This is a genomic window from Mesorhizobium sp. WSM4845, from assembly GCF_055811455.1.
On sequence record NZ_JBVVQA010000032.1, the window covers coordinates 1 to 19,813 of the forward strand.

General features: G+C 64.7%; 19 protein-coding genes and 1 pseudogene. 17 read left to right on the forward strand and 3 right to left on the reverse strand.

Annotation, left to right across the window (positions count from 1 at the left end; all coding sequences use genetic code 11):
• Nucleotides 1–455: 455 nt before the first annotated feature.
• Nucleotides 456–1,343 (forward strand): hypothetical protein, encoded by an 888-nt coding sequence (locus AC0L2C_RS27640; RefSeq protein ID WP_473524913.1) that lies wholly within the window; start codon nt 456–458, stop codon nt 1,341–1,343.
• Nucleotides 1,344–1,801: 458 nt separating this feature from the next.
• On the opposite strand, the gene AC0L2C_RS27645 is transcribed toward AC0L2C_RS27640, so the two are convergent.
• Nucleotides 1,802–2,662, reverse strand: coding sequence for a helix-turn-helix transcriptional regulator (locus AC0L2C_RS27645; RefSeq protein WP_287064528.1), 861 nt, complete (start codon nt 2,660–2,662; stop codon nt 1,802–1,804).
• A gap of 361 nt (nt 2,663–3,023) precedes the next feature.
• Here AC0L2C_RS27645 and AC0L2C_RS27650 point away from each other — a divergent pair, with 361 nt between their 5' ends.
• The 8 genes from AC0L2C_RS27650 to AC0L2C_RS27685 are packed head-to-tail and all read left to right on the forward strand — an operon-like array spanning nt 3,024 to nt 10,952.
• Entirely contained in the window at nt 3,024–4,412 is a 1,389-nt protein-coding gene (locus AC0L2C_RS27650; RefSeq protein WP_084833675.1) for a sugar ABC transporter substrate-binding protein, read from the forward strand.
• A gap of 54 nt (nt 4,413–4,466) precedes the next feature.
• Nucleotides 4,467–5,396 carry a carbohydrate ABC transporter permease gene (locus AC0L2C_RS27655; protein WP_287239557.1) on the forward strand — a complete coding sequence of 310 codons (930 nt, stop codon included), beginning with the start codon at nt 4,467–4,469 and terminating at the stop codon, nt 5,394–5,396.
• Nucleotides 5,393–6,211, forward strand: coding sequence for a carbohydrate ABC transporter permease (locus tag AC0L2C_RS27660; protein WP_023798513.1), 819 nt, complete (start codon nt 5,393–5,395; stop codon nt 6,209–6,211). The genes AC0L2C_RS27655 and AC0L2C_RS27660 overlap by 4 nt, the downstream gene beginning before the upstream one ends.
• Nucleotides 6,212–6,229: 18 nt before the next feature.
• Nucleotides 6,230–7,285 carry an ABC transporter ATP-binding protein gene (locus AC0L2C_RS27665; protein ID WP_128168211.1) on the forward strand — a complete coding sequence of 352 codons (1,056 nt, stop codon included), beginning with the start codon at nt 6,230–6,232 and terminating at the stop codon, nt 7,283–7,285.
• A complete protein-coding gene (locus AC0L2C_RS27670; RefSeq protein WP_023798512.1) occupies nt 7,282–7,443 on the forward strand; it encodes a hypothetical protein in 162 nt (53 codons plus the stop codon). Before AC0L2C_RS27665 ends, AC0L2C_RS27670 begins: the two co-directional genes overlap by 4 nt.
• A gap of 25 nt (nt 7,444–7,468) precedes the next feature.
• Nucleotides 7,469–9,736, forward strand: coding sequence for a propanediol/glycerol family dehydratase large subunit (locus tag AC0L2C_RS27675; RefSeq protein ID WP_287239555.1), 2,268 nt, complete (start codon nt 7,469–7,471; stop codon nt 9,734–9,736).
• The gene (locus tag AC0L2C_RS27680) at nt 9,733–10,152 is read left to right on the forward strand and encodes a diol dehydratase small subunit (protein WP_023798510.1); all 420 of its coding nucleotides are present in this window, start codon (nt 9,733–9,735) and stop codon (nt 10,150–10,152) included. The genes AC0L2C_RS27675 and AC0L2C_RS27680 overlap by 4 nt, the downstream gene beginning before the upstream one ends.
• An 11-nt stretch (nt 10,153–10,163) precedes the next feature.
• On the forward strand, nt 10,164–10,952 hold the full coding sequence (locus AC0L2C_RS27685) for an SDR family NAD(P)-dependent oxidoreductase (RefSeq protein WP_287239553.1): 789 nt from the start codon (nt 10,164–10,166) through the stop codon (nt 10,950–10,952).
• Nucleotides 10,953–10,994: 42 nt separating this feature from the next.
• Here AC0L2C_RS27685 and AC0L2C_RS27690 read toward each other — a convergent pair whose 3' ends face one another.
• Both AC0L2C_RS27690 and AC0L2C_RS27695 read right to left on the reverse strand, forming a co-directional pair.
• Nucleotides 10,995–12,476, reverse strand: a complete 1,482-nt coding sequence (locus AC0L2C_RS27690) for an ATP-binding protein (protein ID WP_473524914.1) — start codon at nt 12,474–12,476, stop codon at nt 10,995–10,997.
• Nucleotides 12,473–13,192, reverse strand: a complete 720-nt coding sequence (locus AC0L2C_RS27695; protein WP_023798507.1) for a response regulator — start codon at nt 13,190–13,192, stop codon at nt 12,473–12,475. Before AC0L2C_RS27695 ends, AC0L2C_RS27690 begins: the two co-directional genes overlap by 4 nt.
• A 310-nt stretch (nt 13,193–13,502) precedes the next feature.
• Here AC0L2C_RS27695 and AC0L2C_RS27700 point away from each other — a divergent pair, with 310 nt between their 5' ends.
• From AC0L2C_RS27700 to soxA, 8 genes and pseudogenes are all read left to right on the forward strand, one after another.
• Nucleotides 13,503–13,973, forward strand: coding sequence for a (2Fe-2S)-binding protein (locus AC0L2C_RS27700; RefSeq protein ID WP_287239550.1), 471 nt, complete (start codon nt 13,503–13,505; stop codon nt 13,971–13,973).
• Between the two features lie 11 nt (nt 13,974–13,984).
• Nucleotides 13,985–16,159, forward strand: a complete 2,175-nt coding sequence (locus tag AC0L2C_RS27705) for a xanthine dehydrogenase family protein molybdopterin-binding subunit (protein ID WP_473524915.1) — start codon at nt 13,985–13,987, stop codon at nt 16,157–16,159.
• A complete protein-coding gene (locus AC0L2C_RS27710) occupies nt 16,146–16,508 on the forward strand; it encodes a c-type cytochrome (protein WP_287239548.1) in 363 nt (120 codons plus the stop codon). Before AC0L2C_RS27705 ends, AC0L2C_RS27710 begins: the two co-directional genes overlap by 14 nt.
• Nucleotides 16,495–17,757 carry an NAD(P)/FAD-dependent oxidoreductase gene (locus AC0L2C_RS27715; protein WP_287239547.1) on the forward strand — a complete coding sequence of 421 codons (1,263 nt, stop codon included), beginning with the start codon at nt 16,495–16,497 and terminating at the stop codon, nt 17,755–17,757. The genes AC0L2C_RS27710 and AC0L2C_RS27715 overlap by 14 nt, the downstream gene beginning before the upstream one ends.
• A gap of 98 nt (nt 17,758–17,855) precedes the next feature.
• Nucleotides 17,856–18,185: pseudogene (locus tag AC0L2C_RS27720) on the forward strand (cytochrome c family protein); the annotation flags it as partial.
• A 55-nt stretch (nt 18,186–18,240) separates the two neighbouring features.
• Entirely contained in the window at nt 18,241–18,690 is a 450-nt protein-coding gene (locus AC0L2C_RS27725) for a SoxY-related AACIE arm protein (protein WP_287239656.1), read from the forward strand.
• Complete coding sequence (soxZ, locus tag AC0L2C_RS27730; protein WP_023798501.1) at nt 18,690–19,010, forward strand: thiosulfate oxidation carrier complex protein SoxZ; 321 nt, start codon at nt 18,690–18,692, stop codon at nt 19,008–19,010. The genes AC0L2C_RS27725 and soxZ overlap by 1 nt, the downstream gene beginning before the upstream one ends.
• A complete protein-coding gene (gene soxA / locus AC0L2C_RS27735) occupies nt 19,010–19,789 on the forward strand; it encodes a sulfur oxidation c-type cytochrome SoxA (protein ID WP_473524916.1) in 780 nt (259 codons plus the stop codon). Before soxZ ends, soxA begins: the two co-directional genes overlap by 1 nt.
• Nucleotides 19,790–19,813 lie beyond the last annotated feature (24 nt).

The window sequence follows — 19,813 nt, forward strand, 5'->3', positions numbered from 1 at the left end:
GTGGAGCACGGAATGCGCGGCGGCCGGCTCACCTGGCTCGCCGACGGGACGGAATTGGACCGTGTGATGCCATGAGCTGCGGTCAGTAATCTCTCATCAGGCGATGACAACGGTCACGCCTACCAAGCCGTGCATAGAGCGTTGATCTTCAGGCTGAATCGTGCGGGGTTCTGTCATGTCAAAGTTGGGCCGAGCTTCATCGCGGTCGGGCGGGAGTGGAAGGGTAAGAAGGGTGCGTTGTCGATTTGGACGCTACTCCCATTAAGTAGGGAAGGTCATTGTCGCTTCTGACAGTAGAGGCGCTGGCTGATGTCGTGCGAGCGCAGTGCGAACGTCTGCCTGAGAAGTGACTCCTTCCAACAACGGGCAGTGCTAAGAAATCGCATCAATCCGGAGTGTCCAACATGATACATAATTGGTTGCCGGGGACATGGCGTCGCCCCGTTGGAGAGCCGATGTACCCCGTTAGTATCCGTGCCGCTATCCTGGCGGTGGCCCTGTCGCTTGGCGCGATGCCAGCCGTCGGCGAGCAGCGCATTGCCGTACGTGAGGTGTTGCCCGCCAACCCGGCCTCCGAACTGGTTGCCAAACAGATTCAGCATCTGGTCGGCTCCGAACTCGTTATGCTGGTCGAGAAAGCGCAGGCCGAAGGAAGCTGCGAGGCCGTCATCGTCGATATCGGCAGCACGATAACCGAGGCTCGCGCCACCGAAAAGAAGCTCATGGATGAAGGTTATGCCCCAAAGAACCTCGTGATCGAGGAGCTGCGCGTCGGTACGTTCATCGACGGGGTGGTCGGCATCGGTGACGGCGACGTGACCTGGATCATGCAGGTCACCGATGACGACGGGAAATTGATTGCCGACGACAAGGGATTTCTCGGCGAGGACAAGGTGGCGGAGGCGGCCGAGGCAATCGCCAGGAGTCTGTTCGACAAGCTCTGCAAGAAGAAGGCCTATCGAGCGAAGGGCGGATACAATGATCTGACCATCGATCACACAGTGTGCGACCTGACCAAACCATTCGAATTGCCAGGCACCGGGGCATCGGCGGGGATCCTCTTTTCGCTAGCTCCCCAAGGCGACGGCGGCAGTTTCACGGTTGGCGGCATGGCCGCCGGCGTGCCCTGGTCGGGTGCCGGCAACTACACGGTCTCGCTCGATAGTGGCGGAGGCGCGATGGCGCTCACCGGGGCGTGGAAGATCACCACGCCGGTTGGCGCGTTCGGCGATAGCGGCACGATCAAGCTGACGCTGACGAAGGCCGAGGGTTGCGGCACTGAAGAGAAGAAGGCAGCGCCGGCTGCCAAGACACCGCCAGAACAAAAGAAAAGGAAGGGGTGAAGTACCCCCCGGCCAGTGGACGACCTCGCGACCTTCCCACCAGGGCCGCAATATGAAACGGCCGCAGCCACGAGGTCACCGGGCCCCTCTTGGCTAAGCTCCACTGCGAGGCGCTCGCACGGGCAGGCGTCGACCACAAGGAGTTGGACGAGGTGATCATGGCCAGGTGCTGACGGCGGGGAAGGGGCAGCGTCGATGGGCCAGATCCGCTTAGGGCCCATATGTCGTCGTCGGGCGACTCTAATGCGTGAACGGCAACTATGCTCCACCTCATTCCCGAAAGCCGCCCGCCAGCTGACGGCCCCGTCCGTCTGCTAGCAGCCGCAAGGCCGTCCTCGGAAAGGCGCCCCATTCCGCCAGCAGAGGCCAACATTCCCTTCATCCAAGAGCGGATGTTGGAGCATCCATCTTCCTGGCTCGTCGATCGGCCGCGAAATAGCGGCACCAGCCGCACCAGCCTACCCAGACGTGACCGGCCACGAGGTGGTCGCCGGCGCCTTGACGAAGATTGCAAATAGTTCGCGCTGAGAGGATATGCGCATCTTGGCATAGATATTCTTGCGGTGGATGCGGACCGTCCCGGCTGAGATGCCCAGCAGGTTGGCGATCGACTCGGAGGAGTGACCTTCAAGAACGAGGCCGACGACCTGCAGTTCTCGTGGGGTCAGCGGCGGCATGCCGCGTGCCTCCAATGCATCCTGCACGGTGCGCCGCATCACTGCCTTGTCGTCTTCGACCGGCGTCGCGGTCTTGAGCCTTTCGTCGGTGCGCCAGTGCATCTCAACGATGCGCCGGACCAAGGGCTCGACGATACGCAGCGTGCGCAGGTCGTGCGCGGTGAAATTCTGGCGGCTGGGCGCGCGCATCAGCGACGTCGCTACGATCCACCCGTCCTTGCCGGGGGAGAAAAAGGCGATCTCGTCGACCGGTCCGGTCTGCACATAATAGGACTTGTAGTATTCGCTCTTGTAGAACTGGTCGGGCGCAAGGTCGGACAGCCGGTAAACTCCCGACCGCGTGCCGTTCGCCGTCGCCTTATAGAACGGATCGAGTAGGTAAGGCCCGATCTCGTATTCCCGAACGTGGATGTCGAACTGCTTCGGGGCGAAGGTGTGGTGCACGCACAGCGGCTTGCCCGGGCCGCTATAGGCGAAACTCACCGTGTAGTCGAATGGTGCGAGACGATGGATGGTTTTGGCGAATGCGTCGGGGAACTGGTGCGATCCCACCTGCGCGAGCAGTTCGCCAAGGGCGTCAAACCATTCGGGATGCGACAGCAGGCGCCTGCCTGACGCTGCTGCAGAGGCTTCGTCCCTCACCGTCGCTCCTATCCCCAAATGCATATGCGTTTTGGATTACACTGTAAGGGAAATATCCCATGATCGGCATGCTCTTATAGGCTTTGACAAGTTTGTGGAATATGCCTTCTTCGTACCAAGAGCTACGCAGGCAGGCGTCGATAGCATATACTGACACCCTGAGGCCTTGCGGACCTGAGGCCTCGCGGACAAGTCGGGCGATTCCGCGCGCAGTGGTGGAGGACTTGAATGGCGGATCGCCGCCAACACGCCATAGATCTCACGGGCGGCCCGGGCACGGCCCGATCCCCCGGCGGACCAGCATTCAAGCCCAGCCAAGTTGGACAGCACCGCAACGACAATTAACCAAAGGGGAATCTCGATGTTTGGAGACAGTTCACGCCTACGCATGCTGATAACGGCACCGGCGCTCGCGGCATTCGCGACGCTCGGCATTGCCGGACAGGCCGGTGCCTGGACGCTGGAGGAAGCGGCGGCGCCGTACAAGGGAACCACGATCCGCACTATTGGCGAGGCGCTGCCGCCGCTCGAGGCGATGAAAAAGCTGGCGCCCGAGTTCGAGAAGCGCACCGGCATCACGGTCGAGATCGAGATGTATGAGGCGTCCGAGACCGCCAGCAAGGTGATGCTCGACCTCAACTCAAAGCGCGGCCGCTACGACTTCATCCTCCAGCAGCACCGCAATGTCGGCAAGTTTGTCACCAACGGCCATGTCGAGCCGATCGAGCAGTTTATGACCTCGGCGACCCTGCGCGACCCCGAGTTCAAGCCGGAGGAACAGCTGTACCAGGGTCTCTGGAAGGAAATCTCTTGGTACGGGGGCAAGGCCTATGGCTTCCCGTTCACCGCGCTCACAATGTACGCTTGGTATCGGTCCGATCTCCTGACCGACACCAAGGAGATGGACGGCTTTAAGGCCAAGTACGGCTACGACCTCGGCCCGGCGCAGGACTGGAAGCAGTATCGCGACATCGCCGAATGGTTCAACCGCCCTGACCAGGGTCTCTACGGCACCGCACTGCAGGGCAAGCGCCACGAAGCGCTGTGGTACGAGTGGCTGAACTTCCTCTACTCCTTCGGCGGCGACATGCTGGAGGTGAAGTCGGGCTCCGAATGCGGCCCGGTCATCGTCAACAGCCCCCAGGCCATTGCCGCGACCGAATACTACAAGAGCCTGATGGCCTTCTCGCCACCGGACACGCTCAACTACTTCTGGGACGACGTCATGGCGTTGATGCAGCAGGGCAAGGTCGCCGAGCTCATCATGTGGAACGACGCGACCTACGCCGTCGCCGTCGATGAGAATGTGTCGACGGTCGTCGGCAAGATGGGTTTCGACATCGTGCCGCAGGGTGAAGGCGGCAAGGTCGCTCAGGTGGAGGGCTGGTCATACCTCATTCCAACGGCGTCCAAGAACAAGGAGGCCGCATACCTGTTCATCCAGTGGATGCTGGAGTACGAACAACAGCTCAACCAGCATCTGAATGGCGGCGCTTCCGCAAGGCCAGATGTTTATGCATCCGCCGAGGTGCAGAAGCTGCCGTATGCCAAGGCATCGATGGCGTCCAATGAGGTGGCCAAGCCGAAGCCTACGATCCCGCAGGCGAGCGAGATGACCGACATCCTAGTGCGCGAATTGTCCTCCTATCTCGCCGGCGAGAAGGAAGCAAAGGCGGCGCTCGATGAGTCGGCCAAGGAGATCTCGGCGCTGCTCGGGGCCTGCGCACCGATGAAATATCCGGTGCAGTGAGGGCTGCTATCCTAATCCCGTGGGGACAACCCCCGGGAGAACGCCGGGCATATCATGACCAAAGGCACTCGACCTTCGCGCGGACAGTTCCTGCTCGACCGCGGCGCATCTATGCCCCTGATCCTGCCGGCGGCGCTGCTCGTCCTCGTCTTCCTCGTGGGGCCTTTTTATTACATGGTCTACACGGCGATGACCGACTTGAGTTTCGCCAATCCGGACCAGAAGGGCGTATTCATCGGCTTCGACAATTTTCGCAGGCTGGTGCGTGAGGATGCAATCTTCTGGGGGTCCTTCTGGCGTACTATCCGCTTCGTCCTGGTCGCGGTGTCGATCGAGTTCCTGCTCGGCTTCGCGCTGGCATGGCTGATCTGGCGCTACATCGAGCGGCAGCGCCTGCTGACGACGCTGCTGCTGGTGCCGATGATGCTAGCTCCTGTCGCTGTAGGGCTGATCTGGCGCCTGCTGCTGCAGGGCGACTTCGGCATGGCGACGCACTATCTGCGGGCCGTTGGCCTGCTGTCGCAATCCAGCGCCGTCTTCTCGTCGCCCAGCCTCGTCATGCCCACCATCATCGCCATCGACGTCTGGCAGTGGACGCCTTTCGTGACGCTGATCATCCTGGCCGGGCTGATGAGCTTGCCGCGCTCGCCCTTCGAGGCAGCGACAATGGACGGTGCCGGGCCGTGGCGGCAGTTCACCGACATCCTGTTGCCGCTGATGCGCCCGATCATCGCGCTGGTGCTTCTGCTGCGCGGCATCGACGCCTTCAAAGAGTTCGACAAGGTCTTCATCATGACCGGCGGCGGCCCCGGTACCGTCTCGGAACTGCTCTCGATCTACGCCTACCGCGTCAACTTCAAGACCTGGAATCTCGGCTACGGCGCCGCGGTCTCGTTCATGGTCTACCTCGTCGTGCTGATCATGTGCTCGGTCTTTTACAAGGCCGTGTACTGGAAGTCGGCGGACCAAGGGGCTAAGCCATGAGCAAATCCTGGAAGATCCTCGCGATCGGAATCCTCGCCTGCGTCCTGGTGCTTGCGCTCACGCCGTACGTCTGGATCTTGCTGACGTCCTTCAAGGGCCGCCTCGATATCCTCTCGACGCAGCCGACCTGGTTCTTCATGCCGACCTTCGCCAATTATCCGGCGGTTTTCATCGATAAGGAATATCTCCCCCTCGTCTTCAATTCGCTGGTCATCTCGCTGGGATCGACTGCGCTGTCGATCCTGATCGGCGCGCCTGCCGCCTATGTGTTCGCGCGCACGGATTTCGCCGGCAAGGAAGACCTGTTTTTCTTCTTCCTGACGACGCGCATGGCGCCGCCGATCGCGATCGCGGTGCCGCTCTTCCTGTTCTTCACGACAATCGGCCTGACCGACACGATCTACGCCGTGGTGATTGCCCATACGAGCTTCAATCTGTCGCTGGTCGTCTGGATGATGCGCGGCTTCTTCGCCGAGATACCGAAGGAGATCGACGAGGCGGCGATGATGGACGGGCGCTCGAAGCTCGGAGCATTCGTGCGCGTCATCGTGCCGCTGGCCGCGCCCGGACTCGCGGCAACGGCGGTGCTCTGCTTCATCATGTCGTGGAACGAGTTCCTCTACGCCTTCATCCTCGTGGCGTTCGAGGGGCGGCCGCTGACGGTCGGCATTCCCGGCCTGATCACGCCACACGGCACCCTGTGGGGGCAAGTCGCCGCGGTGGCAGTGGTCGCCACCCTGCCGATCATCGTCTTCACATTTCTCGTCCAGAGGCACCTCGTGCGCGGCCTGACCTTCGGCGCGGTGAAGGGCTAAGGACCAGCGGAGCATCCAATGGCAGTCTCGTTCAAGGAAGTGACGAAGCGGTTTGCGGACGGCACCGTCGCGCTCGATCGGCTCGATCTCGACTTCGATCTCGGCGCATTCATCGTGCTGCTTGGGCCCTCGGGCTCTGGCAAAACAACTGCGTGCCGCCTGCTCGCCGGGCTGGAGCAGCCGTCGAGCGGCCGCATCGAGATCGAAGGTAGGGACGTGACCAACGTGCCGCCGCGCTTCCGCGGCATCGGCATGGTGTTCCAGAACTACGCACTCTACAGCCACAAGACCGTCTTCGAGAACATCGCCTATCCCCTGCGTATCCGCAAAGTGGCCGCCGCGGAAATCGAGCGTTCGGTGAAGGACATGGCCGAGCTTCTGCGCATCGCCCACTATCTGCAGCGCAAGCCGGCGCAGCTCTCCGGCGGCCAGGCGCAACGTGTCGCCGTAGCGCGCGCGCTGGTCTGGCAACCGGCGATCTGCCTCATGGACGAACCGCTTTCCAACTTGGACGCGCTGCTGCGCCTGCATATGCGCACCGAGCTCAACCGCCTGCATCGCAAGCTCGACAAAACCTTCGTCTTCGTCACGCACGACCAGGAGGAGGCGATGACACTGGCGACGCGCATCGCCGTGCTGAAGGAGGGCCGGCTGGTGCAGTTCGACGAGCCGAAGACGATCTACCGCCGGCCCGCCAACCGCTTCGTCGCCGAGTTCATGGGCCGCCCGGCGATGAACACGATCGACGGAGTGGTCAAAGGCGGCATATTCAAGGCTGGCGCGGTGGCTTGCTCGGTCGATCGCCCCGACGGGCCGGTCACGCTCGGCATCCGGCCGGAGCAGATCGAATTCATGGCGTCGAATGCACCGGCAGCCATGACGCTCACCGTGGACGTGAAAGAAGCGATCGAACCCGACACGCTGCTGATCTTCCAAAACGCGGGCGGGCAGGCAATCACGCTGCGGACGCAGACGAATTGCGATGCGATCGAGCCGGGACAGCCGGTGAGCGTCTCCTTCCCGAAGCAGGCGCTGCACTATTTCGACGCTGCCACGGGAAAGAGGGTCGAGTGACCGCCGCCAGCTTTGTCCCGCTCATCCTGGCAGCGATCGTCTGGCTCGGCTTCTGGCGCGTCAACCGCATGAAGCGCTGGTTCACGATCGGCGAGGTGATCTTTTGGGACGTGATCGTGCTAATCCTCATCCAGCTTGTGTGGCTGCGATGGTTCTGAGCGCTCGACATATGGGAGGGACTCAATGACTTCGCCCCCGCGCTGGCGCCGCTTCGACGAATGGGACACGCGGCCGCTGCGGCACGACCGCTTTGCCGCGGAGGATCCGGAAGCGGGCTTTGCCACCTTTCACAGCCCGTGGGACCCCGCGCCGTCGGCGCGAGTCGAGAACGGACGCGTGGTCGAGATCGACGGTAAGCCGGAAGCCGACTTCGACATCCTCGATTCCTTCATCGCCGCACATCATCTCGATCTCGACGTGATCGACGAGGCGATGGCGATGGATTCGGGCGAAGTCGCCCGCATGCTGGTCGACATCAACGTGCCGCGCGAAAGGCTCGAGCGGCTGGCTCGCGGCATGACGCCGGCGAAGCTGGCTTCCGTCGTGTCGCACTTGTCGTCACTGGAGATCACCTTCGCCTATTCCAAAATGCGGCAGCGCCGCACGCCGGGAAACCAGGCGCACGTCACCAACGCTAAGGATGATCCTCTGCAGCTTGCAGCAGACGCCGCCGTTGCCGTGGCGCTCGGCTTCGACGAGATCGAGACGACGATGCGCGTTGCGTCGAACTCCTGGGCCAACGCCGTCGCCTGCGCCGTCGGCGCGTCGGTTGGGCGTGGCGGCGTGCTGTTCCAGTGCTCGATCGAGGAAGCGGAAGAGCTGCGCATCGGCATGGCTGGCTTCACGTCCTATGCCGAGACAGTATCGGTTTATGGCACGGAAGCTGCGTTCGTCGATGGCGACGACACACCCTGGTCCAAGGCTTTCCTCACCGCCGCCTACGCCTCGCGCGGCATCAAGGCACGCTGCACGTCTGGCGCATCCTCCGAGCTGCTGATGGGTTTTCACGAACATCAGTCCGTTCTCTACCTGGAAGCCCGTTGCCTCTGCCTGCAGCGCGCCATGGGCGTACAGGGAACGCAGAACGGCGGCATCGACGGCGCGCCGTTGACCGTCTCGATGGCGGGGGGCATGCGCGAGCTCATGGCCGAAAACCTCATCGCCGTCTGGCTCGGCCTTGAATGCGCCTCCGGCAACGACACCCGCGTCAGCGAGTCCGAGATCCGGGTTGGCGCCAAGATCACGCCCTTCCTCATGGCAGGCTCCGACCTGTTGTGTTCCGGCATGGGATCGATCCGCAAATACGACAATTCGTTCAACCCATCCCTGTTCAACGGCGAGGACGTCGAGGACTTCCTCGCTCTGCAGCGTGACCTCGAGGCGGATGGTGGGCTGACGCCCATAGAGGAGAGCAATATCCGCGAGCTCCGCATGCAAGCGATCAAGGCGCTGGCCGCCGTCTTCCAGGAGCTTGGCCTCGCCGAAGTGCCGGAAGCCTGGATGCTCTCCGTCGCCGCCGCCTCGGGCTCGCTCGATACCGAAACCTTCTCGACAGGCGAGGTCACGCGCATCAGCGAAGCCATTCGCGATCGCGGACTAACGGCGGTGGATGTGGTGCGGGCGTTGCACAAACGGGGCTTCGGGCGCGAGGCCGAGAACCTATTGCTGATGCTTCGCCAGCGCATCTCCGGCGACTATCTGCAGACGTCGGCCATCCTGCGCGACGGCAAGGTCATCAGCGCGCTCAACGATCCCAACGACTACCGGGGGCCGGGCAGCGGATATCGGATGTCCGAAGCTAGATGGGAAGCGGTCCGAGGCGTGCGCGATGTTCAGACACGCGAGAAGGTGCTGGAGAGCGAGCGTCGCGTCGACCCGACCTCGGAGCCATGGCTGATTCCAGGCGGCGAGGCCGGCAAAGGCACGGATCCGCGCGAGGTGGTGATTGGCCTCAGCCCCGCATTCGGCAACGAGCTCACGCAAACGACAGCCGGCCACGACTTGATCGACGTGGTGCTGGCCCTGACCGATGGTGTGAGCGAGGGCGGCGGCGTGCCGCGCCTCGTCCGCATCCGACATACCGCCGACACGTCCTTCCTCGGCCTCACCGCGGCGCGCCTCTCCGGCTCGGGTTATGCCATCGGCATCCAGGCCAAGGGCACCGCAGTCATCCACCGCGCCGACCGGCTGCCGCACATGAACATCGAACTGTTCTCGAATGCACCGATCACGACGCTCGACCACTACCGCGCAATGGGCCGCAACGCCGCGCTCCACGCGCTGGGGCTCGCGCCGGAACCCGTCATCGTGCCGACCGAAGGTCAGGCCCTTGGCGCCCGCTACCATGTGCGCGTCGCCATGCTCTACGCGATAGAGACCGGGCTGGTAGTGCCGGATGGCCGGCCGCTCGATGTCGCGTTTGCAATCGGACAAGGAGGGCTTCGTCCGTGACATCCCCTCTCGACCTCTATCCCATCTCCGAGAACGCGCCCGATCAGGCGGTGTCGGCGTCGGGCATGCCGCTTGCCGATTTGACGCTCGACGCAGTGATTTCGGAACGGATCGGTGCCGAAGACATCCGGATTTCGGCCGACGTGCTCAGACTTCAGGCATCGATCGCCCGCGATGCGGGCCGCGACCGGCTTGCGCTCAATCTCGAACGCGCCGCCGACCTCGTCTCCGTCCCGCAAGACCTCATTCTGGACACCTATGAAATGTTGCGGCCGGGCCGGATTCCCGAAGCCCATCTGCTCAAAGAGCGCGCCGAGCTGCTGCGTCGCGAATACGGCGCGCACACCATCGCGGCGCTGATCGACGAAGCGGTCGCCGTTTACGAGCGCCGCAATCTGTTTCGCCGCCGGTACTAGGGGAAAATCGAATGATACTTCAGGGGCGGATCGCCATCGTCACCGGTGCCGGCTCCGGCATCGGTCAGGCCGGATCGGAAGCCATGGCGCGCGAGGGCGCGACGGTCATCGTCACTGACCGCGATCTCGATGCCGCGCGTGGCACGGTCGACTCCATCGCCGCCGCCGGCGGGCGCGGCGAGGCCATCCGAGTCGACGTCACCGACGATGCAGCCGTCGTCGGCGTCATCCAGGACGTGGCCGATCGACATGGGCGCATCGACATCTTGCACAATCATGCCGGTGTGCAGGTCGCGGGCAGCGTCGAGGAGATCGACGGCGCCGGTTTCGATCACTCTTGGGCGGTTAACGTGCATGCCCAGTTCGTCGCCTGCCAAGCAGTCCTACCGGTCATGAAGAGACAGCGCGGCGGCGTCATCCTCAATACGTCGTCGAACTCCGGCGTCTTCCTCGACAGAGCGATGACCGCCTACATCACCAGCAAGGCCGCATCGATCACCATGACCCGCCAGATCGCACTGGATGTCGCGCGTTACGGCATCCGCATCAATTCGCTCTGCCCCGGCTGGGTCGATACGCCGTTCAACGATCCCTACACGGACCAACTCGGCGGCCGCAAAGCGCTGGAGCACGCGATCGCCAACATCGTCCCGATGGGCCGCTTCGCAACGACCGACGAGATCGCCGAGGTCATTCTGTTCATGGTGTCCGATAAGTCGTCCTACATGACCGGCCATGCACTGGTCGCTGACGGAGGCGAGTCTCTCGCGGGTGGGACGAACCAATCTATCACCCGTTGAGCCTATGCAGCGGGCCTGGCGCGATCGCGGGACGGGTTTCGGTCAAGCCGGCAAGGATCGCAGTCCGGTCGGAGGGCTGGTCTCAGGCACCGGCGCCGGGGCAAGCTGCCTGGCCATGTCGATGAGCGGCAGCCTGATGACCGCGCGAAGGCCGTTGCTCCGGTTTTCCAGCACGATGTCGCCGCCGTGGTGGCGGGCGATGGCGCGGGCAATTGACAGGCCGAGCCCGACGCCGCCGGTCTCCCGGTTGCGTGACTGCTCCAGGCGAAAGAATGGCGCGAACACCTGCTCCATGTCGGCTTGCGGAATGCCGGGCCCGGCGTCCTCGACTACGATGTCCAGGCTGTCGGCACGCCTGACCAGGCTCACCTTGGCCTGCTCGCCGTAGCGGACGGCATTTTCGACGAGGTTGCGGATCGCCCGGCGCAGCGAGTCCGGCCGGCAGCGGTACAGCACCTTTGGCCCGTCACTGACGGTGACGTTTTGGCCCAGCTCCTCGAGGTCGTCGCAGAGGCTGCCGACCAGCGCCGAAAGATCGACGGTTCGCGTCTCCTCCACCGCGGCGTCCTCGCGCGCGAAGGCGAGCGCCGCTTCCGTCATCGTCTGGATTTCCTCGATGGTCTTCAGCATCTTTTCCTGAAGATCGTGATCCTGGACGAACTCGGCGCGCAGCCGGAGCGAGGTCAGCGGCGTGCGCAGGTCGTGGCTGATCGCCGCCAGCATGCGCGTGCGGTCCTCGACGAAGCGCTGCAGGCGCTCCTGCATGCGGTTGAACGCCTCGGCGGTCTGGCGGATGTCGTCCGGCCCTGATTCCGGCAGCCGCGGCACGGCCTCGCCGCGGCCGAACAGTTCTGCGGCATTGGCGAGCCGTCGCAGCGGACGCGCGATTGCCTGCGCCCCGAAAATCGCTATGGCGGACAGGATGAGTGCGGTGAGCGCCAGCGATATCGCCGATTGCGCGGTCCAGAAGGCGCTCGGCATCACCTTGGCGTAGGCGGCATTCAGCCAGGTGCTGTCGTCAAGGCGGACGGAAAGCCCCATGCCGTTTGGGGCGCCGTCCAGATAAAGAAACTTGGCAGGTCGCGTGAACGGGCTGCCACTGCCGGACAGGTCCAGCATGCGCGGCGGCACCGAAGGATCGGCGGCTGCGACCGCATTCGAGGCCTGCCCGTTCATGTAGGCGGCATATTTGGCGGCAATGCCGGGCAGCGGTTTGGCGAGTTGCGTCAGCGCCTCCTGTTGCCAGGCGAGGGGATTGCTCGGCCCGTCATGCGAGGTCCAGAAGCGCGTATAGGCCGTGCCGCTGACGGTGAGGATGTCGGGTCGAAGCGAGGGCGGCGTCGTGTCAAGCAAAATGGCAAGCGAGGACGTGCGGCTGACGAACTCGCCCTTGGCCGCCGCGTGCAGGGCTTGTCCGCGCTCGTCCCACGAGATCAGGAAGGTGATCGCCTGCGACAGGGCGAGCGCAAGCAGCACCAGCATGAGGAAGCGGGCCGCCAGGCTGCGTCTCCATAACAGCATCATGCCTGGGCCACCTCGGCGGTGAAGCAGTAGCCGCCGCCCCAGTGCGTCTTGATCAGCATCGGATTCTTCGGGTCCGCCTCGATCTTCTTGCGCAGCCGGCTCACCTGGTTGTCGACGGCCCGGTCGAAACCGTCGGCCGAGCGCCCGACGGTGAGGTCGAGCAACTGATCCCGGCTGAGCACGATCCCGACATGCTCGATAAAAGCGGTAAGAAGGCGGAATTCGGCCGTGCTGAGCGCGACCGCCACGCCGTCGAGCCCGACCAGCTCGCGGCGGCCGACATTCAGCGTCCAGCGGTCGAAGCGCAGCGCGTTCGACTTGAGCCGACCGCGCTGCGGCGGCAGGCTGTGGACACGCCTGAGCACAGCCTTGATCCGCGCCAGCAATTCCCGCGGATTGAACGGCTTCGTCAGGTAGTCGTCTGCCCCGATCTCGAGGCCAACGATCCGGTCGACCTCCTCGGCCATGGCGGTAAGGAAGATGATCGGAACGTCGACCGTTCCGCGCACGTGCCGACAGGCGGCAATGCCGTCCTCGCCAGGCATCATGACGTCGAGGACGATAAGATCGGGCAGGCTGCGGTCGAGCAGCCGCTTGAGCGCGGCCGTGCTGTCGGCGACGCTGACGCGATAACCCTGCTGCGTGAGGTATTTCCCCACGAGATCGCGGATGTCCCTGTGGTCGTCGACGACCGCGATGTGCTGCGCCACTTCCATGCAATGCTCCAAGGCCGCCGCTGAATAGTCGGTCAGTATCGACGATATCTAGTCTGCGTCTACACGGATGATCACCTTCCGCGCCATGGCGGCAATCTCGCCCGACATCAACAAAGCGTGAGAAGTGTAACGAAATGTATCAGAGCGCGGCGCCCGCGACAACTTGCGATGAACTGCCGGTGTTCGGGACAAGGTTCTGCGACAGCTCCCGCCTAACCTGGCCTCGTCGCTAGCCGGGCATCCGGTCTTTGTCGCCAGGGGCGGCATCCAGACTCGGTCCTCGCCAGCCTTTGATCGAAAGGATTGCACAATGGCCAGATTGATCATCAACGGCATGCCACGTGACATCGAGGTCGATCCGGACACGCCGCTGCTGTGGGTGATCCGCGAGCAGATCGGGCTTACCGGAACGAAGTACGGTTGCGGCGTTGCCGCCTGCGGCGCCTGCACCATCCATATAGACGGGGTCGCCACGCGCTCCTGCGCGCTTCCGGTGAGCGCGGTCGAGCCCGACCAGCAAATCACCACCATCGAGGGGCTTTCGCCGGACAGCTCGCATCCGGTCCAGCAGGCCTGGCTGGCGCTCGACGTGCCGCAATGCGGCTACTGCCAGGCCGGCATGATCATGGCTGCGGCGGGTCTGCTCATGCAGAACCCGAACCCTGCGGACGAGGACATCAACGCCGAGATCACCAACATCTGCCGCTGCGGCACCTACAACCGGGTGCGCGCCGCGATCAAGCTGGCCGCCAAAGCCGGCGAAGCCACGCAACGCGGTTGAGGAGAACAGTCATGAACGCCACAATTTCCCTCTCCCGCCGCAGCTTCATCATCGGCGTGGCCGCCACGGCCGGCGGCTTGTCCCTCGGATTCAACGTGCCGTTCATCAAGCCGGCACGCGCCGAGGGCGGCGAGGCGGCGCCGGAGATCAATGCCTGGGTGGTGATCAGGCCCGACGATACGGTGGTCATCCGCATCGCCCGCTCCGAGATGGGGCAGGGGACACTGACCGGCCTGGCGCAACTCGTCGCCGAGGAGCTGAACTGCGACTGGTCCAAGGTCACGACCGAATATCCGTCGCCGGCCCAGAACCTGGCGCGCGACCGCGTGTGGGGCAATTTCTCGACCGGCGGCAGCCGCGGCATCCGCGAGTCGCACGAGTATGTGCGCATTGGCGGCGCCGTTGCGCGCGAGATGCTGATTGCCGCCGCGGCCGCCGAATGGGGTGTGCCGGCCAGCGAATGCACAGCAAGGATGGGCATGGTCACCCATGCAGCATCGGATCGCGCCACCTTTTATGGACAGTTGGCTGCCGCCGCCGCGCGAATGACGCCGCCCGCCAATGTCACGCTCAAGGACCCGAAGGATTGGACCATAGCCGGCAAGCCGCTGCCGCGGCTCGACACGGCCGACAAGCTTAACGGCAGCCAGGTCTACGGCGCCGATCTCAAGCTGCCGAACATGCTCAACGCGGCGATCCGGGCCTGCCCGTATTTCGGCGGCAAGGTGGAGAGTTTCGACGCGGCGGCGGTGGCGGGCATGCCGGGCGTGCGCACTGTCGTTCAGGTCGACGAGACCGCCGTTGCGGTTGTCGCCGACACCTGGTGGCGGGCGAAGACCGCTCTCGATGCCTTGCCGATCGTCTGGGACGAAGGCCCCAACAGGCAGGTCACCAGCGCCTCGATCGCGGCGATGCTCGAAGAGGGGCTCGCCGCAAATGACGCCTTCATCGGCGCCAGGCAAGGTGACGCCGGTGCTGTCCTGTCCGCCGCCGGCCGGACGGTCACGGCGACCTATGCCTTCCCCTACCAGAACCACGCGACCATGGAGCCGATGAACGCGACGGCGCTCTACACGCCGGAGCGCTGCGAGGTATGGGTGCCGACCCAGAATGGCGAGGCGAGCCTTGCTGCAGCGGCCGAGGCCGCCGGCCTGCCGGTGCAGCAATGCGAGGTGCACAAGATCCATCTCGGCGGCGGCTTCGGCCGGCGCGGCAACTTCCAGGACTATGTGCGCCAGGCGGTCAGCATTGCCAGGCAGGTGCCGGGAACGCCGGTAAAGCTCATGTGGTCGCGCGAAGAGGATATGCTGCACGGCGCCTATCACCCGACCACCCGATGCCGGCTGACGGGCGCGCTCGACGCGGACGGCAATTTGACCGCTCTGCACATGCGCATATCCGGCCAGTCGATCCTTGCCGCGGTGCGGCCGCAGGGCATGCAGAACGGCATGGACCCGGTGGTCTTCCAAGGGCTCGTCCTCAGCGGCACGGAAGGCACACTGGGATATACGGTCGACAATCTGCTTGTCGACCATGCGATGCGCAACCCGCCGATCCCGCCAGGCTTCTGGCGCGGCGTCAACCTCAACCAGAACGCGCTCTACGTCGAGTGTTTCATGGACGAACTCGCCCATGCGGCCGGCGTCGACCCGCTCGCCTTCCGCCGCAAGCTGATGGCCAAACATCCAAAACATCTCGCCGTGCTGGAGGCGGTCGCCGAACTGATCGGCTGGGACACCCCGCCCGCGGCCGGCGTTCACCGCGGCCTGGCGCAGATCATGGGCTTCGGCAGTTATGTGGCGGCGGCAGCGGAGGTTTCGGTCACCGATGGGCAGCTCAGGATCCATCGCATCGTGGCGGCCACCGATCCGGGTCATGTCGTCAACCCGGCACAGGTGGAGCGGCAGGTCGAGGGCTCCTTCGTCTATGGCCTTTCCGCCTGCATCTACGGCGAATGCACCGTCAATGGCGGGCGCATGGAGCAGGAAAACTTCGACAGCTACGAGGTCCTGCGCATGGCCGAAATGCCTGATGTGGAGACGATCATCCTGCCGTCCGGCGGCTTCTGGGGCGGCGTCGGCGAGCCGACCATCGCGGTCGCCGCGCCGGCCGTCCTCAATGCGATCTTCGCCGCCACCGGAAAACGCATCCGCACGCTGCCGCTGAAGAACCATGACCTCGCCTGATATGAGGCGCGCGAAGAACAGGCCTGGCGGACGGGCGCTCGCGCCTGTCCTGCTTGCGGCGCCTGTCCTGCTTGCGGCGCTTGCGGCCAGCGCGCCGGAATGGGCCGACGCGGCGCCTGGTGCTACGGCATGCACCGGCTGTCACGGGCCGGCGGCACTCGGCTCAGCCATCCCTTCGCTCGACGGCCACGCGGCAGACGACATCGTCGCCCAGATGCAAGCCTTCCGTTCCGGTGAGCGCAAGGCAACGGTCATGGACCGCATCGCCAGGGGATTTACCGAGGCGGAGACGCGCGCCATCGCCGAATGGCTCGCCAAGCCGGAGGCCGTACGCCATGCCCAGCCGTAGAGCCCTGATCGGCGGCGTGGCGGCTAGCGTCGCCGCGGCCGTCCTTGCCGCGCCGCAGCTGCGCGCACAGACGCAGCCCGGCGTGGTCATTGTCGGCGGCGGCTTTGCCGGGGCAAGCTGCGCCCGCGCGCTGAAACGGCTGGATCGCGATCTTGCGGTGACGCTGATCGAGCCAGAGCCCGCCTATCTGGCCTGCCCGTTCAGCAATGCCGTGATTGCCGGGCTGCGTGGCATCGAGGCGCAGACTTTCAGCTATGACCAGTTCGGCGACATCGCGCTGATCCGCAAGCGGGCTGTCGCCGTCGATGCCGAGCGCCGGCGTGTTCGCCTGGAGGATGGCACGGACATCGACTACGACAGGCTGGTGCTGGCGCCCGGCATCGACCTGCGCTTCGACGCCTTGCCGGGCTACGACGAGGCGGCGGCGGCGATCATGCCGCATGCGTGGAAGGCTGGCGCGCAGACGCTGCTGCTGCGCGACCAGCTCGCGGCGATGCCGGACGGTGGGGTCGTCATCCTCGCCGCGCCAGCCAATCCGTTTCGCTGCCCGCCCGGTCCCTACGAGCGGGCAAGCCTGATCGCGCATTATCTCAAGACCAGCAAACCCAGATCCAAACTGATCATCCTCGACACCAAGGACGCCTTTTCGAAGCAGCGGCTGTTCGAAGCGGCCTGGAAAGAACTCTATCCCGGCTTGATCGAATGGGTGCCGCTGTCGTCGGGGGGCAGGGTGACGGAAGTCGACCCGGCGACAAGGACGCTGGTGACCGAGTTCGGCAATCACACTGCCGATGTCGCCAACGTGATCCCGCCGCAGCGTGCGGGCGCGATTGCGCAGTCGGCCGGCGTTGCCGACCAGACGGGCTGGTGCCCGATCGACCCGGTCACCTTCGAGTCCCGCCTGCAGCCGGCGATCCACGTCATCGGCGACGCGGCGATCGGCGGGGCGATGCCGAAATCCGCCTTCAGCGCCAACGCCCAGGCAAAAGCTTGCGCCGCGGCGGTCGCCGCCCTGGTCAGGGAGCGGCAGCCGGCGCAGCCGAAGCTCATCAACACCTGCTACAGCCTGGTCGCGCCCGGTTACGGCATTTCGATCGCCGGCGTCTACCAGCCACGTGACGGGCTGCTTGCCGAGGTGGAGGGTGCGGGCGGCACCAGCCCGCTCGAAGCGCCGCTTTCCGTCCGCGAACTGGAAGCGGCCTATGCGCAGGACTGGTTCCGAACGATCACCAGTGAAGTGTTCGCATGATGAGGGTGGCTTTTCTGGCTCTGATGGGATTGCAGCTTGCGGCCTCGCCCGGTGCCGGCGAGGAGACGGGGTCTTATGTCGTGACCGGCGATGCGATCATGCAACCTCTGATTGTCGACAAGGGTGATCCGACGCGCGGCGCCGCGCTGATCGCGGACCGGCAGCGCAGCCTCTGCACGCTCTGCCACAGCGGGCCGTTTCCCGACGCGCATCTGCACGGCACGCTGGCGCCCGACCTGACCGGCGTCGGGGCAAGACTTTCGGAAGGCCAGATCCGGCTGCGCGTCGTCGACATGAAGCGGCTGGTGCCGAACACGATCATGCCTTCCTACTATCGGGTCGCGGATGAGCAAGGCCAGCGTGTTGCCACCGTCTGGCGCAGCAAGCCGATCCTGGGCGGCGCCGATATCGAGGATATCGTCGCTTATCTCAAGACGCTGAAGGGGGATCATGCACGAAGACCCGCTTCGAGTTTACGCAGGCATGGTCGGACGGCGGCAGTTTCTTCGGGCCGGCATGACCGGCCTGCTGGCGATCAGCCTGCCGCGCTGGGCCGTTGCCCGTCCGAGCCTCGAGGAAGCGATCCGGACCTTCACCGGGGGCGCCAACGTTCTCGATGGCCGCGTCCGGCTCGACCTGCCGCCTCTGGTAGAAAACGGCAACGCGGTCGGGATCACAGTCGTCGCCGAGAGCCCGATGACCGAAGACGACCATGTCCGGCGCATCGCGGTCTTCAACGAGAAAAACCCGGAGGCGAATGTCGCGGTTTTCCACCTCGGGGCGCGCTCCGGCCGCGCCATGGTCTCGACGCGGATCCGGCTCGCGACCTCGCAGGTCGTTGTCGCGGTCGCTGAGATGAGCGACGGCAGCTTCTGGTCGAGCCGGGCGAGCGCCATCGTCACGCTGGCCGCCTGTATCGAGGACCTTTCATAATGGCGCGCGCGCTCGTCAATGTGCCGAAAGTGGCTAGGCAGGGCGAAGTCGTCGAGATCAAGGCGATGATCGCCCATCCCATGGAAACCGGCTATCGTATCGGCCCGAACGGCTCCAATATCCCCCGCGACATTATCCGCCGTTTCACCTGCACCTACAATGGCGAGGAGGTGTTTTCGGCCGATCTCTTTCCAGCGGTATCGGCCAATCCGTTCATTGCCTTCACGCTCGTTGCCACAACGAGCGGCACGATCGACTTCACCTGGACCGACGATGCCGGGAAGACCCAAACGGCGTCGGCGACGATCACGGTGAGCTGATGCGCGCCCTCGGGGGCCTGGTGGGGATTATCGCGGCGGTCGTCTGCGGCATTGCCATCGCCGCCGACATCGAAGACGTCGAGAAGCGCTCCGGCTTCGACTTCATGACGCCGCAGACGCAGGCGCTGCAGGCCGACGACATGAGCAATCCCGGCATGCTGTGGGTGCTGCAGGGCGAACAGCTCTGGCAACAGGCGCAGGGCAGGGCGGATGTCGCCTGCTCCGGCTGCCATGACGATGCCCGCCAGACGATGCGCGGCGCTGCCGCGCGCTACCCGGCCTTTGACGCGGCGACCGGCCGGCCGATCGACCTTGCCGGGCGCATCAACTCCTGTCGAGCGGAGCGGCAGCAGGCCGAGCCGCTGGCGCCGGAGTCCGACGCTTTGCTCGCCCTGACGGCCTATGTGACGCATCAGTCGCGCGGCATGCCAATCACGCCGGCGACCGACGCCCGGCTCGCGCCGTTTCGCGACAACGGCCGGCGTCTGTTCCAGAGCCGCATCGGACAGCTCGAGCTCTCCTGCGCCTCCTGCCACGACGACAATTGGGGCAAACGGCTCGGCGGCAGTGTCATCCCGCAGGCGCATCCGACCGGCTATCCGCTCTACCGACTGGAGTGGCAGACGGTCGGTTCGCTGCAGCGGCGCCTGCGCAACTGCATGATCGGGGTCAGAGCCGAGCCCTTCGCGATCGGCGCACCCGAACTCGTCGACCTGGAGCTCCATCTGACGGAGCGGGCCCGCGGCCTTCTGGTCGAGACGCCGGCCGTGCGGCCGTGATGCCGGGCTGTGGCCGTCGTTTCC